Genomic DNA, 13,457 nt, shown 5'->3' with positions numbered 1-13,457 from the left:
TTATCTCTTGTTCATAAGGACTAAAAAAATTAAGTGAAAAATATCATCAATAGATAGTCAACCTACGTAAAATACGTACATCAATTCATAATTTGAACAGTATTTATCTTTATGATCTAAGAACAGATACGAAAACAATTTGTTTTCATTCAGAAATTAGGATTGGGAGAGATAAAATGTTTATGAAGAATGAGCAAACAAAAACCAAGCAAAAAATTAATGATCTTTATGAATTAAAAAAATTAAGATTAATGGAGGAACAAAATGAACACTTGTCATTTTCCCAAAAGAGACGAATTCAGAAATTGGAAGATCAATACCCAGGATATAAAGCTAAACGTTCACGAGAAATAGATGAGCAAATGTTACATGATTTTCCACCCAATTACAGTCAGCATCCCCTAAATTGGAAACCACAAAAGGTAGTATCTCAAACAGAACAAGCTATCAATGATCTTCACGAATTATGTCAGTTAAAACGGGACGCAGAACTTCACAAACCAATGGAGCATTTAGAAAGAGCGCGCAACAAAACCCGAATTGAAAATCTGGAAAATTTATACCCAAAATATAAGGGTAAAAGTTCGAGAGAAATTGATGAACAATTATTACATGATTTTCCACCTAATTATGGACGACATCCCATTAAGGTAATTTCTAACAGAGAACAGAAAATAAATGATGTTAACGAATTACGTCAATTATATGCAGAATTATACTATCCGGTTGTGCATCGCTCTCTCCAGGAAGCAAAAATGAACCGCATGCGCGAACTGGAATTTCAATATCCAACATATAAGGGTAAAACACCTGAACAAATGGATTTGCAACTGCTAAATGAATTTCCACCGGACTATAGAAAAGCACCCCCTGTGCCTACAAATACACAGCAAGTGATAAGAGATCTTTATGAATTGCGTCGTTTAAAAGAATTATTATATGGAGAGAATGGAGTGATTGTAGTTGGAAAACAATACGAAAATATGAAAGCGAGAATTGCCCAACTTGAAAGGATGTATCCTCAATGCGCCCATATGAATTCTAATCAATTAAATAACATCCTAATTAAATTAAACTCTAATAATTCTTATTCGTCTGTCCCTCAGGAAACACAGGCAACGGTTCACAGTGAACATATTCGGCAAACGAGAAATGATTATATTCATCAATACAAGAAAACACCGCAGCCCATTCGAGGCACTACTACAGGATTTCATTTTGATTTTCCCAATAATGACGAACGAATTAGATTTCTGGGGGAGCAAGCTGGCAAAGGACGAGAATTCATTGCAACTGATGATAATAATAAAGTTATGGCTTATGCGAAAGATGGTATTTTATATCACGGGAATCATGAAGAATTTAAAAAAGGAGATAAGCTTCAGTCTTGGAATATAAGCAAAGAAGAGTTCAGAGAGGAAATGGAGAATCAACAAACAGGGCCGAAATGCCGATAGATAGCATAACTTAGTGCAGAGAATCGTCCTCCTCTCTGCATTAATTACAAAATTACCTAAATTTTGGTTTTTACAAAATATGAATATTTTTTAATCGCAGCGATATACTTCTTAAATAATTGATTTATAATCCATTACGATTGAAACTTGTAATAGAGAGTGATGTATGTCAGCTACTAAATCATTAACCAATTTTTATGGATCGTTTTTTTGGGAATGCGCAAAATTTTCTATCTGCCCCTATCGATTAACGATACAAGCCTTTCTGGACTCTGATAACCCCGATCCAAATGACCTTATTTTAGGAATTGGTGCTTGCCTCGTTTTATCAACTGTAGTTCCAATTTTGCCTGCCGTTAGCTCCATAACCATCGCGATTGCTTCAATTGCATCAGTATTTGCACTAGCCTCTATGTTTGTCACTTATCCTTTTACAATATTATCTGATGCATGCAGATCCGATCATTCACATAGCCACGAATTCGCATTTTGATTAACGATGGCTGGAGAATCGCTCTTTAATGGTGGAATCGGTGTTACTATTTTGGGTATTGTTGAAGTTATCTCGAGCCCCCATGGATTAAGCATTCCACATTTAATGGCCATTGGATTAGCTGTAGCAGGTTTCTAAAAAAGTAAAAAGTATCCGTGTTGTTTTAGGCAGTTATAAGCAATAAGTTGCAGAATCGTTACATCGCAAGTTACTTTATATTCATATGTTCTTCATCAATCTAGTTACGCACAGATTAAACCCTAGCGGTTTACCAAAAAGGCTATAGCTTACCTTCCATCTTTATCTTATTAATTTTGCTTTAATTTTATTAAAAATGAAAAAAGTAAGTGTAACAAATCCACCAGCGATGATACCCAAACAAAAATCAATACCCAGAGAGACAATAGAAGTAGTAGATTCTTTGTAATGATGTATTACTGGGATGACGTGCGCGATAATTCCTCCCCCCACCAAGAACATAGCTATTGTTCCTGCAACACTTAAAAGCATCATTAATTTCGGAGCCATATTTATTAAAAAAATTCCTATTTGTCTCATCGGCTGTTTTTTATCACGCAAAATGAAACCCCAATCATCCAACTTTACGATACAGGCTACCAAACCATACACACCAATAGTCATAATGAGTGAAATAAGAATTAATACAACCACCTGATTAATAAGAGAAGTAGTAACGACAGTGGCTAGTGTGATTACTATTATTTCAGTTGATAATACAAAATCAGTGCGTATAGCTCCTTTAATTTTATCTTTTTCGAATAGATCCATGTCGATGCTTTCTGGCTTTATCTTTTTGGCATGATTATGAGGGAAAATTTTTTGGATGATTTTTTCAAATCCTTCAAAACACAAATATAATCCACCCAATAATAATAAGAAGTTCACGAGAGGAGGTGACAAATAACTGATTAAAAGCGCAGCGGGAATTAGTATTGATTTATTAAGTAAAGAGCCCTTGGTCACCGCCCAAACAACAGGCAATTCCCTATGAGCATGAATGCCTATTACTTGCTGGGCATTTAATGCCAAATCATCACCCAGCACACCGGCCGTTTTTTTAGTAGCTACTTTGGTCATAACTGCAATATCATCTAATGCAGTAGCAATATCATCAATTAATGCTAATAAACTTGTTCCTGGCATCTGATCGACCCTGAATTCTAACAATTTTATATTTTTAAAGTATGGATGTTAAAATAAGGAATTACGACAAAAATTTTATTTACAATATCACTGAGAACTTTTGAAAAAATTTTTCTTCTTGTTGATGGCGTTATCTTTTTTTTCATGTCTTTTGCAGTATTACCTATCACTTCTAAGATCCAGAAATAGTTGTTTATACGATCGTGCTTATCTAAAGAAATTACAGAGAGGAAGTGACTAAACAAAAGAAGATAAAGAAGGAAGTTAAACGGCTCAGGCTGGATACAAAATCTTAACCCCAAGAAAAATTAGTAAAAGACAAAACTTAGAACTTGTAGGTATTTAAAGGGTTAATTCATTTAAACCTAAAGGAAATTAATACATTACTTCCATTATCTGACAAGACATAAACAGCCATTAACACCATGAAATCTATGATTCTTCATTAATCTCCGCGAAAAATCGTGATGAAATGCTCATTAATAATATTGAGTTGTATGGCAGCGTGTTATACGACAAGCGCCCTACTCGCTCGACCAAGAAGCTTCGAGATAGAGCCTTACAATTGGAAACCCATTGGGACTTTAATTAGGGAACTGAAACTAAAACAAGAAGTTGAAACATTTATATTTAAATTCTAGTGATTATTTTGCGTCAGAACACAGTTCGAATCGCTAAGTCTGAGCATTGATATACTAAAGACGATTTTGCATTATTAATTTATGTATATACTTATAATTGTTTTAATTGAGTAAATACTCGTGAAATTTAGAATATCTAGGGAATAAGGAGAAGGATTATGAAACAAGACCATGTAAGGGCGAATACTCAAACTTCAGCCAATAAAGCTATTGATGAGCAAATCGTGTCAACTCTTCAGTCTTTCTCAACTGCCAGTTCGGAGGAAATAAGCCAAAGGATTGATAAACTTGACAAAGAATATAATGTGGAAAGGGTATTAGAGTTAAACGCTTCTATTTTGGCTTTTATTGGGATTTTATTGGGGGCTTTTGTAAATACTTATTGGCTTATTTTACCTGGTTTAGTACTTCCATTTCTAGCTTTTCATGCAGTACAGGGATGGTGTCCCCCTCTACCAATTTTGAGAGCGTTAAAGGTTCGAACTCAGAAGGAGATTGAGTCGGAAAAATACTCACTTAAAATTTTAAGAGGTGACTTTGATAACTTGAACAATGAAAAGGATATTCAAAAAATTTTACAAATAATCCGGAAATAATTAGCCTGCTCATGAATAACTCCAGGCAACATGTGATTGAGTAGCTTTATAAATTGATAGATTTAAATCAATTTATAAGATGAATCTCCTTTACAGCTTTTTTGCATGATCTATATGCTCTTATTCATAAAAACCAGTAGTAAATGCGCTCTTGCATGATTCCCTGCTGCATCTTCTACTTTTTTTATGCAGCGTAAGATATTATTTTTGAAAATTGGTTTTAGGAAATATAATATCCACCCGTATCCACATCAAGGTAATTCAACTCAGAACTGTTAAGATTGATTCTTATCAGGGTAATTAAATCCGTTGAGTATAGGATAATTCAATAATTAGGCTCCCCAATTTGGCGACGCAGCAACCAATGTATATTACACAGGATACATAAAAATCTTGAAAACGTATTATCAAATGTATTTTTAAAACTAGATTCTCTAACTATGAAATTTGGATCCTATTAGACATATATTCATAATGATTTTTAGCAACTAAAAATTGAGCCCATATTTTTTAAATAAACTCCATGAACGTACATGGGGGCTCATCCGTTTTTTGCAAGTAATCAAGTACTGATTTGACAAGAGGGTTTAAAGCAAATGCATGCAAGTAGAGAGGGTTATTTTGTACGAACCCTACTTGACTGCTGCAACTCATACTGGACTTACACAATTAAAAAAATAAGATTTATTTCCATTACTTACCCACCATATTGTTCTATATTTAAATAAATTGATTTATTTTTGAGGTGTTCTTATGTCACAGATTAAAATTGATGGTTACAATTTTAAACTGCCGGGTGATACCAAAAAACGAAATGGCCCTATCGGTCTTGCAAAAATCCAAGGAGCATACGGCGAGCCCCCCAAAATGAATTCCCAGAGCTATCAAGAAGATGATGCGTCTGGAGAGACGATGCCTGGATTTAATCTCTTATCTGATCAAGAGCAGAGATTTTCATTAAAAGAAACGACCAGGATTATGCAACAAAATCATGGAAACAAACAAGAAGTGGGTTCAACCTTAACCTCACTGGTTGCATGGACTGATCCAGAGAAAAAACAACTGCATGGAGTGACCTGCAATGTTGGCGATAGTCTTACGTTTTTTGTCATTATTGGGGCTGATGGGAAGGTACGTTTTGAAAAGCAACTCAATCGATTACATGAAAATCCGGATCGAGAGAAAATAAAAATAGGAGTCAGCCGCTCCATAGGAGACAAAGAGGAAGAAAAAAATGGCCTAACGCATGAGCCCGATATCACACGTGAGGTAATTCAGTTAGAAGAAGGCGATAGGGTGTTTGCAATTGCAGCATCTGATGGGCTTTGCACAGGTAATAAACATTTTCAAACTCCAGCGTTAACATCGACTGATATTGCAAACACTTTAAGCGAATTTATTGCAAAAAATCCTGACTGTGGTCCAGATGATATTGCAGAAGCGTTAATATCTAAAGGCTTTGCAGGTGGGAAAGGCTCAACGGATAATACTGTTGTGATTGTAGCTGAAGTTGGTGAAGAGCCTATTTCAATATTGGCTGCTGATGGACATGGTGGAGTAACTCCGCTTGGAGAAAAAGGGGCAGATGTTTCTAAGGCAATTGCAGAAAATTTTCATTCCCAATTACAAACTCAAATGAAATTAGTTAAGCCACAAGCATATATTGATGCCTTAAGAGAGGGGAATTACAAAGTTGCAGTAAATTTAGCTCGGTTGCTATATGATAAGTACGTACCATTAAATGATGGAAAAGACTTAACTGTTGAGGAGACCCTTCCTTTAATGACGAGTTTACTTGCAGAAACGGATATTGCTTTTGAGGACATAGCAAACATTTACCGTGGTGAATTATCTTTCGATTCTGATGAAGAGGCGGAGCAGCGGTATTATATGAGTCAAATGGGGACTGCCGCTTTAACGTTATTAGCCAATGAAGCAACGTTAAGGGAGCAAGATGGAAATCAAGACAAAGAGGTTCGCCAAATAATAAGGGATGGAATTAATAAGGCTATTGAAGGGCCACATCAGGAAAAGAATGCAACCCTGGAAGTCAAAACAACTATAACTAGTGTGCAAAAGAATCAAGATATGGAGGATTTAGTAAAAAAAGAAATGACTCCTCAGAGAGCATTTGCTTATGCTGTTGCTCATTTAATAAAAGAAAATGTTGATCAAATAAGAGTCGCAGGAGAGATACTAACTGAGTATCTCGATAATGAAGTCGATATAATAAACCGTAATGTATCAATATTAAATAAAGAGGTAAGTACATTAGAAGAGGAGATAAAGGCGATAAGAGAAGAGCAGAAAGAACTGGAAAAGCCAACTGTCGAGTCTTCTCAAGAAGAATTTTTGGCTAAGAAAAAGGAATTAGATGAGAGGTTGAAATTAAAGATAAACCGCAGACTAGAGGTATTAAAGTTAATAAGAGAGGCCAAGAGTCCTAAGGAAATGATAGAGGCTGAGTTAGCTCTTTTATGTACTAAACCAGAAGAGTTTAAAAATGAAAAAATTTTAGATAACCACCTTATGGATTTTTTTAAAAAAATGATGAGAGAGACTTCAGTAAATGAATTTTTAACAAGTTTACCTCATGAAAACGATTTAAAGAATGTCCAGGACCAAATTAAAACTTATTTAGACATTTTAGATAAAAATCCCGTTGAAAATCCTGATGAAAATCCAAAATTATTGAAATCGTATAATGCTCGTAAAGATGCTGCAGAAAATATGCTTATCATTATTAATACTTCTAGTTTAAGGTCAGGTCAAGAAACGTTAGCCCATTTAAAAAAAAATATTAAAGCAATTGAAGATAATCGTCCTGGCTTACTAGAGTTGGGTATTGTTGGTTGGGTGAAGGGTTGGATTGAAAAACTCCGCACGTTGGGAACTAAAACCAATGACCCTTTAAAGTCTGCTAAAACTGGGCTAGAAGAACTAAAACCTAATTTTGTCAGAGCTAAACAACAACTTGAGGGAATTAAGAAGGAACATGCTCAGAACGAGCCAAAAGCGGATACTCAATCTCAATATGATTTAAAACTTTAAAAATCAATTAGTAATGTAGCCGGATTAGCGACAGAGTAACTTGGGATCTCCCGCGCATAAACCTAATTTCGCTGTCGCTAACCCGGCTACATTTCTGGCTCTGTTAAGCCTATTCCGCAAGTAACGGTTACATCCAAAATTATGCAAGAAGTCCCAAAAGCAATGCAGAAATAATTATTTTAAACCCCCAATAAATAGTTCTAGATGAATTATGAAGAAAATGGAAAATTTTTCTAATCTTAGCGATATTTACTGCTAGTTTAACCCTAATATTGTCTGGATTTATATCTACAACAAAATGCTTGAAAGTAGTAGTTATTGTTTAGTATTGCTGGTTAACAGTTAAAATTGACAGTATTTTTGGTATTGTTTTTAAAACTTTATCTGAAGCAGCAGAAACCGTAATCTGTCCTACGAATTAAAGAAAGATTATTTACAACCCTGAAACACCCTGCCGCACCTTCATAAAAGACTGATTTATTTTAATAGGAAGTTCGGGCTTGGCCTCTAATTATTAAGAGCTTTATAAGCCTTGGAGCTATCTGGATAAAGGTTTAACCCAGAATTATCATTTAACAATTTAATTTCAATGCGTTCTTTCCCACTCCCAATATTTATTCTTTTAAGGGCAATAAGACCAACCTCTGAAGTACATTTAACATGGGTACCCCCACAAGCGACTTTTGAAAATCCTTCGATTTCCCAGAAACGTCTTTGATTTTTGAGGTCACTAAACCCTGTTTTAATCTTTAGATCTTGTTGTATGATTTTAGTGTAATCACTCAGCATATTTTCGAATAAGAAAGAAATATTTTTATCACAGAAAAAATCTATTCTTGCTTTAGATTCCGCTATATGTGCCCCAATTTTTTCAAGCTTAAATTTCTGTGTCACAAGCTCAAGAATCAATTCAGCAGCAAAATGCAGGCGCATAAGCCTATATCGTCGAGGCCAATCAATTTTCATTGTCACTACATCACCAGGCTTAAGGTTATGCCCATCTTGGAGTACATAATAAATAAGATTGCCCTCTATTTTAGAATCAATAACAAGGAGTCCATTAACATAAGCATGGTCACTTTCCTGTCCTCCCGAAAAAGAAAATGTAATTGTTTCTTCGAATAAAATATAATTATTATCAATTGAAACTACGCGAGTTTCTAAATCAGATTGATAAGGATTATCCCAAAATATTTTTCGCATGATGTCCTTATTTAATAGCAATGATTTTGCCATGAGTTAGCGATTCAAGGTCGCTGGAACTCAAGCTAAAAACAGCATTAGGCGTACCAGCAGCAGCCCACAGAACATTATGCTGCAGTAAGTCCTCATCAATGAGAATATGGGTAATCGTTTGTTTATGCCCTACAGGAGGAACACCACCAATAGCAAAGCCTGTTATATCACGCGTAAATTGAGCATCTGCTTTAACTATTTTTTCCCCCACACATTGCTCAATGATTTTCTCATTCACCCGATTGATACCACTTGCTAATACTAAAACAGGCTGATGTGTTTTTTCAGAATAAAATAGCAAGGATTTCATAATTTGTGCTACGTCACACCCTATAGTGTTTGCAGCGTCATTCGCAGTACGGGTACTGACAGAAAGCTCAAGCACTTCAAAAGTGAAGCCTTTCTTAGCCAGAGCTTGCTGTACGCTTTGAGCGCTTTTGCTTAATATTTTATTTTCATCAGACATAATCTCTTCCTTATCGCCATAAAGAACATTTTTTGGTGAGCTCAGTAACTTTTGCCCAATTACCAAATAAAACGATGCCATAATAGATTAGATCGTCTTCTTTTGTTTGAGCAGTTCGTTCTATTTGCTCCTGATAAGTACCTACCGTCATTGTATCTGTGAAATCATTTAATAAAATATGTTCCGCTAGAGCTGCCTGTCGTAATTTTCTTATTTTATTGGAATTTTCGGACAGGATAATAAAGGGTATTTCCGAAATAAAAGGGTGAGAACCACCTTCCGCATCTTTATAATTAGTTAGTCTCAAATCCTTTTGACCAATGGCTGAACCTAGCCCAATACACATATGAGCCAAAGCATTCATAACTTTACCAGCATCAATACTTTTATTAAGTACTGCAACTAACTTGTTTTGGAACTCGGTAGACATCTTTCACTCCTAAGTTTAAAATTTACAATATGTGCGTTATAACGCATAATATCCCTATATTATCACTGTGCGCCATAACGCACAATCGCTTAGGTGGATTATTGTGAAAAATATATACAAGCATATCGCAACGACCTTAAAAGATTTACGTCGAAAGAAAGGTTGGAGCTTGGACAAAGCAGCCCATGCTACGGGGGTAAGCAAAGCAATGCTTGGGCAAATAGAGCGTGAAGAATCAAGCCCAACCATTGCTACTTTATGGAAAATAGCAACGGGTTTCGAAACTTCCTTCTCTTCATTTATTGAGGAAATAGACTCTATTTCTAGTCAAGCAATGTATCGTACAGGGCAAGTACAAACGATTCATCCTGACGATAAAAAAATCCGAGTTCTACCTCTTTTTCCTTTTGAACCTCAATTGAATTTTGAACTATTTGTTATTGAATTGTTACCAGGCTGTGAACACTTATCACCGTCTCATAAAGATGGTGTGGTTGAGCATGTAGTAGTGGTTCAAGGTAATATGGAAGTTTTAGTAGATGGGACGTGGCAAAAACTCTCAAATGGTGAAGGTATTCGATTTAGTGCTAACCAGCTTCATGGCTACCGAAATCTTACGCCTGAAACAGCCACTTTCCATGATATTATCCACTATCCGGAAGCAAGTTAACCTTCGAATCGACTGGCAGAGAAACTCAGAGAATTATGCGCCCTCAGATGACCATTCCCGTGTGTCCCGGTACCCCCTTCCACCCTCAGACAATTTTGAAATTGAATTCATTTTAATAGCTAGATAAGCTCTTAACAAAGCTTTTACCACGTTGAATTGTCAGTCTAATGTCTTTTCTAAATACCTTAGCCTCACCTGTTGTTTCTCTGTGCTTAAATTTTAAAGTGTTTAATGAACCATACGATTCTGCTGGATACATTATTGTTAATGTTGAACGATTAAGAAAACCCATGCAACTTGTTACTGACTATTATGAGAGTAATTAAATCTGCTGAAGTAATTGCAATACCAACTATAAATTAAGAGCAAATATAATTTTACAATGCCTGACAAATTATAAGCTTCAGTAAGTTCCATTTTGGATCTCACTGCTAGACATTCAGATTGAGCACTCACTGTATACCAAATTCAATAAAACTCATTTTTAAATATTATCGAGATTTAAAAAATAACGAGGCGCTTTAAGTTGACCAGTTCTTTTGAGAATATTTTTTTTACCAAGTCATTCAGATCTCTGGTTGTTGTCGCTATGGGGGCGCCTGTTATGCCCATATAATTTTTAGCACTTAAACCACCTACAAATCCATCAGGCCCAGCATGAAATAATCTTAATAAGACCTTTTCGTGTCTTGGATTAATTTTCCTTCCGCTTCCCTTAAAATTACAGATTTTTTAATAATAAAATCAATATACAAATAAGTGTTTTGTTGCGCTTCTAAAACAACAAACTATATTAACCAAGATGTTAAGTCTAAAGTTTTACTTGCTAAACCTAATTGCTCATAATATTCCTTTCGCTTTTTTTATAATTTTTTTGCCAATACTGTCATTACTGGCTTTGAAAATCCTTGCGATTAGGCTTTTCTGCTATAGCTCGCCCTATTCTTTCATTTCCATCTTCAAATGGATGGATAATCACAAACCATGAACTATTCCTGCTCGGGTTAATGCGGGAAAGGAGTAGAACCGGTGAGAGAACTCCGTTCAAACCAATTAATAAATTGCTCCATAAATAATAGAAATGTCAATCACGCTTAACTATACAACTACTCTCAATATAATATATCGCCTCTGGAAAACTAATAGTATAGAAATGCTCAAAAAAATGAAATACATTAGATTTTTTAGAATCTTTCTGTATTTTGTAGTTCAACATAATAAGAAATATATCCAATAATCTATATTTATTGTTTATCACGGGAGGTATATGTCGTTTTTTGAAATTATTGCAACTCTAATCACTCTCTCAGCGCTATTTAGCTACGTTAATTTTAAACTGTTTCAACTTCCCCCAACCATTGGATTGATGGCGATCGCCCTACTAATTTCTTTATGCTTAAACGTATCTGGTACTATCTGGCCTGAAATTATTTCAAATTCCAGAGTTTTTTTGGAGCGGATCAATTTTAATGATGTTTTACTACATGGCATGTTGGCTTTTCTTCTCTTTGCTGCAGCGCTTCATATTAATATTAGCCAACTTGCCGAGCAGAAAATCATTATTGCTGTACTGGCTCTCATCAGTACACTAGTCTCTACCGTCATTGTAGGTCTGCTAATATATTGGCTACTTGTTGTAATCAATATTCAAATTTCTTTTATCTATTGCCTACTCTTTGGCGCACTTATTTCACCCACAGATCCGATTGCTGTCATGAGCATTTTAAAAACTCTAGGGACTCCTAAGAATTTAGAAATGAAAATCGCTGGAGAATCGCTCTTTAATGATGGAATCGGCGTTGTACTCTTTCTGGGTATTCTTGAAGTTATCTCAAGCCCAAATGGACTCAGCATCTCCCATTTATTAATACTATTTATTACAGAGGCTGTTGGAGGTGCCTTGTTTGGGCTAGTAATCGGCTATATCGCCTACCACATGTTAAAATCCATAGACAATTATCAGGTTGAAATTCTTATTTCGCTTGCCCTTGTGATGGGGGGATATGCGTTAGGAGAACGAATTCATATCTCAGCCCCCATTGCAATGGTAGTGGCTGGATTGCTTATTGGTAATCATGGAAGACGGTTTGCAATGTCCGATAAAACACGGAAAAATCTAGATACCTTCTGGGAATTGCTCGATGAAATATTAAATGCTGTACTCTTCGTTTTAATTGGTCTAGAAGTACTAGTACTAACTATCAACAAACAATATTTGTTGATTGGAATCATTGCGATTCCAGTGGTGTTACTGGCGCGCTGGATATCAGTGGCATTACCATTAACTTTAATGCGTCGTCAATTAAAATTCACACCGCATAGTATCAAAATTCTCACTTGGGGTGGATTGCGTGGAGGGATTTCAGTGGCGTTGGCGCTTTCTCTGCGCAATATAATTGGAAAAGAAAATGAATTTACCTTTGAAGCCATCTTAATGATGACTTACATAGTGGTGGTTTTTTCAATCTTGATTCAAGGACTGACTATTGGTCCCTTAGTGAAAAAACTATATGTAAGCCATCATAGAAAGATAGATTTTCATGGATGATTTGAAAAAAAATTTCCTATTTAAGAAAAATTTTATACATCTCTTAAAAGATCAACTAATAAATTGATTGAATTAGCGAGGGCTATTTGTTCCTCTACAGTTAAAACCTGAAGGTTATCGTTCAATCTATTATGCAGAAGATAAGGGGAGGCTGAAACAAACTCTTTCCCTTTTTCTGTAATATCTATATAAATAATACGGCGGTCATGAATATCACGTGTTCGATTAACAAATTGTTTTTCTTCTAGACGGTCAATTACCCCAACAATAGTGCTCATTGATAAATAAATTTTTTTGGACAGAGCAGATATGGTCAATCTTCCATTTTCATAAATTTCATACAAACAGACTATTTGAGGAACAGTTAAACCATAGCATTTGTTTAATCTTCTGGAATGATAATCCATCTGCTGCATAATTTTTCGTAAGGCAAGGATGATGCTTTTGGAACGCTGTTCTGACTGTTGGGCAGCTGTTATTTTATTGTCAAGCGATTTTTTCTCGATATCACTCATGGAGGATTCTTTACCTATTAACGGTTGCAATGAACTAATTTACCCATTAACATGACAAATACTTTGTGTACAAATCATATCAACAGATATAAATATTTAAGGGCATTAACTATTGTATCCAAGTATTCAATATAACTATAGAAGTATCCTCAAAAATAATATTGAAATTAATTTTCAATATGCCAGTCAC

14 protein-coding genes are annotated in these 13,457 nt (G+C 35.2%); 8 read left to right on the top strand and 6 right to left on the bottom strand.

Translation table 11 applies throughout. The features are described 5' to 3' along the window. Window positions 1-176: 176 nt before the first annotated feature. The 3 genes from HBNCFIEN_RS05535 (at window position 177) to HBNCFIEN_RS17680 (ending at window position 2,088) form a co-directional block, all read left to right on the top strand. Window positions 177-1,457 carry a hypothetical protein gene (locus tag HBNCFIEN_RS05535; RefSeq protein ID WP_182393070.1) on the top strand — a complete coding sequence of 427 codons (1,281 nt, stop codon included), beginning with the start codon at window positions 177-179 and terminating at the stop codon, window positions 1,455-1,457. 166 nt (window positions 1,458-1,623) lie between these two features. Then, entirely contained in the window at window positions 1,624-1,950 is a 327-nt protein-coding gene (locus HBNCFIEN_RS05530; protein WP_182393069.1) for a hypothetical protein, read from the top strand. A gap of 6 nt (window positions 1,951-1,956) precedes the next feature. Then, entirely contained in the window at window positions 1,957-2,088 is a 132-nt protein-coding gene (locus HBNCFIEN_RS17680; protein WP_255464364.1) for a hypothetical protein, read from the top strand. 162 nt (window positions 2,089-2,250) lie between these two features. Here HBNCFIEN_RS17680 and HBNCFIEN_RS05525 read toward each other — a convergent pair whose 3' ends face one another. Next, window positions 2,251-3,114 (bottom strand): DUF808 domain-containing protein, encoded by an 864-nt coding sequence (locus HBNCFIEN_RS05525; protein WP_182393068.1) that lies wholly within the window; start codon window positions 3,112-3,114, stop codon window positions 2,251-2,253. A gap of 799 nt (window positions 3,115-3,913) precedes the next feature. On the opposite strand from HBNCFIEN_RS05525, the gene HBNCFIEN_RS05520 reads away from it, so the two are divergent. Together HBNCFIEN_RS05520 and HBNCFIEN_RS05515 are read left to right on the top strand one after the other, a co-directional pair. Then, complete coding sequence (locus tag HBNCFIEN_RS05520; protein ID WP_220471009.1) at window positions 3,914-4,351, top strand: hypothetical protein; 438 nt, start codon at window positions 3,914-3,916, stop codon at window positions 4,349-4,351. A 912-nt stretch (window positions 4,352-5,263) separates the two neighbouring features. After that, entirely contained in the window at window positions 5,264-7,402 is a 2,139-nt protein-coding gene (locus tag HBNCFIEN_RS05515; RefSeq protein WP_182393067.1) for a hypothetical protein, read from the top strand. Window positions 7,403-7,909: 507 nt separating this feature from the next. Here HBNCFIEN_RS05515 and HBNCFIEN_RS05510 read toward each other — a convergent pair. Genes HBNCFIEN_RS05510 through HBNCFIEN_RS05500 form a run of 3 tightly spaced genes read right to left on the bottom strand, consistent with a single transcriptional unit; the run spans window position 7,910 to window position 9,534 of the window. Next, window positions 7,910-8,605 carry an alanyl-tRNA editing protein gene (locus HBNCFIEN_RS05510; protein ID WP_182393066.1) on the bottom strand — a complete coding sequence of 232 codons (696 nt, stop codon included), beginning with the start codon at window positions 8,603-8,605 and terminating at the stop codon, window positions 7,910-7,912. A 7-nt stretch (window positions 8,606-8,612) separates the two neighbouring features. Beyond that, window positions 8,613-9,104, bottom strand: a complete 492-nt coding sequence (locus tag HBNCFIEN_RS05505) for a YbaK/EbsC family protein (RefSeq protein ID WP_182393065.1) — start codon at window positions 9,102-9,104, stop codon at window positions 8,613-8,615. Window positions 9,105-9,114: 10 nt separating this feature from the next. Continuing rightward, window positions 9,115-9,534 carry a DUF2000 domain-containing protein gene (locus tag HBNCFIEN_RS05500; RefSeq protein ID WP_182393064.1) on the bottom strand — a complete coding sequence of 140 codons (420 nt, stop codon included), beginning with the start codon at window positions 9,532-9,534 and terminating at the stop codon, window positions 9,115-9,117. 103 nt (window positions 9,535-9,637) lie between these two features. Here HBNCFIEN_RS05500 and HBNCFIEN_RS05495 point away from each other — a divergent pair, with 103 nt between their 5' ends. After that, a complete protein-coding gene (locus HBNCFIEN_RS05495) occupies window positions 9,638-10,204 on the top strand; it encodes a helix-turn-helix domain-containing protein (protein WP_182393063.1) in 567 nt (188 codons plus the stop codon). 167 nt (window positions 10,205-10,371) lie between these two features. Further along, entirely contained in the window at window positions 10,372-10,530 is a 159-nt protein-coding gene (locus HBNCFIEN_RS05490) for a hypothetical protein (RefSeq protein WP_182393062.1), read from the top strand. A 563-nt stretch (window positions 10,531-11,093) separates the two neighbouring features. On the opposite strand, the gene HBNCFIEN_RS17675 is transcribed toward HBNCFIEN_RS05490, so the two are convergent. Further along, entirely contained in the window at window positions 11,094-11,183 is a 90-nt protein-coding gene (locus tag HBNCFIEN_RS17675) for a Fic family protein (protein ID WP_255464362.1), read from the bottom strand. Between the two features lie 288 nt (window positions 11,184-11,471). Between HBNCFIEN_RS17675 and HBNCFIEN_RS05480 the strand changes: the two genes are divergently transcribed. Next, window positions 11,472-12,752 (top strand): sodium:proton antiporter, encoded by a 1,281-nt coding sequence (locus HBNCFIEN_RS05480; RefSeq protein ID WP_182393061.1) that lies wholly within the window; start codon window positions 11,472-11,474, stop codon window positions 12,750-12,752. A 32-nt stretch (window positions 12,753-12,784) separates the two neighbouring features. Here HBNCFIEN_RS05480 and HBNCFIEN_RS05475 read toward each other — a convergent pair whose 3' ends face one another. Continuing rightward, the gene (locus HBNCFIEN_RS05475; protein WP_182393060.1) at window positions 12,785-13,267 is read right to left on the bottom strand and encodes a MarR family winged helix-turn-helix transcriptional regulator; all 483 of its coding nucleotides are present in this window, start codon (window positions 13,265-13,267) and stop codon (window positions 12,785-12,787) included. Between the last annotated feature and the right edge of the window lie 190 nt (window positions 13,268-13,457).

The organism is Legionella sp. PC997 (assembly GCF_014109825.1).
In the GTDB taxonomy this organism is placed as follows: domain Bacteria; phylum Pseudomonadota; class Gammaproteobacteria; order Legionellales; family Legionellaceae; genus Legionella.
This window is presented reverse-complemented; position numbering and strand designations above follow the sequence as displayed.

Bases quoted from the DNA above. Each gene is read 5' to 3' on its own strand.
- HBNCFIEN_RS05525 (WP_182393068.1), bottom strand. From the start codon at position 3,114: ATGCCAGGAACAAGTTTATTAGCATTAATTGATGATATTGCTACTGCA.
- HBNCFIEN_RS05480 (WP_182393061.1), top strand. From the start codon at position 11,472: ATGTCGTTTTTTGAAATTATTGCAACTCTAATCACTCTCTCAGCGCTA.
- HBNCFIEN_RS05490 (WP_182393062.1), top strand. From the start codon at position 10,372: ATGTCTTTTCTAAATACCTTAGCCTCACCTGTTGTTTCTCTGTGCTTA.
- HBNCFIEN_RS05505 (WP_182393065.1), bottom strand. From the start codon at position 9,104: ATGTCTGATGAAAATAAAATATTAAGCAAAAGCGCTCAAAGCGTACAG.
- HBNCFIEN_RS05500 (WP_182393064.1), bottom strand. From the start codon at position 9,534: ATGTCTACCGAGTTCCAAAACAAGTTAGTTGCAGTACTTAATAAAAGT.
- HBNCFIEN_RS05510 (WP_182393066.1), bottom strand. From the start codon at position 8,605: ATGCGAAAAATATTTTGGGATAATCCTTATCAATCTGATTTAGAAACT.
- HBNCFIEN_RS05520 (WP_220471009.1), top strand. From the start codon at position 3,914: ATGAAACAAGACCATGTAAGGGCGAATACTCAAACTTCAGCCAATAAA.
- HBNCFIEN_RS05535 (WP_182393070.1), top strand. From the start codon at position 177: ATGTTTATGAAGAATGAGCAAACAAAAACCAAGCAAAAAATTAATGAT.
- HBNCFIEN_RS05530 (WP_182393069.1), top strand. From the start codon at position 1,624: ATGTCAGCTACTAAATCATTAACCAATTTTTATGGATCGTTTTTTTGG.
- HBNCFIEN_RS17680 (WP_255464364.1), top strand. From the start codon at position 1,957: ATGGCTGGAGAATCGCTCTTTAATGGTGGAATCGGTGTTACTATTTTG.
- HBNCFIEN_RS05515 (WP_182393067.1), top strand. From the start codon at position 5,264: ATGCCTGGATTTAATCTCTTATCTGATCAAGAGCAGAGATTTTCATTA.
- HBNCFIEN_RS05475 (WP_182393060.1), bottom strand. From the start codon at position 13,267: ATGAGTGATATCGAGAAAAAATCGCTTGACAATAAAATAACAGCTGCC.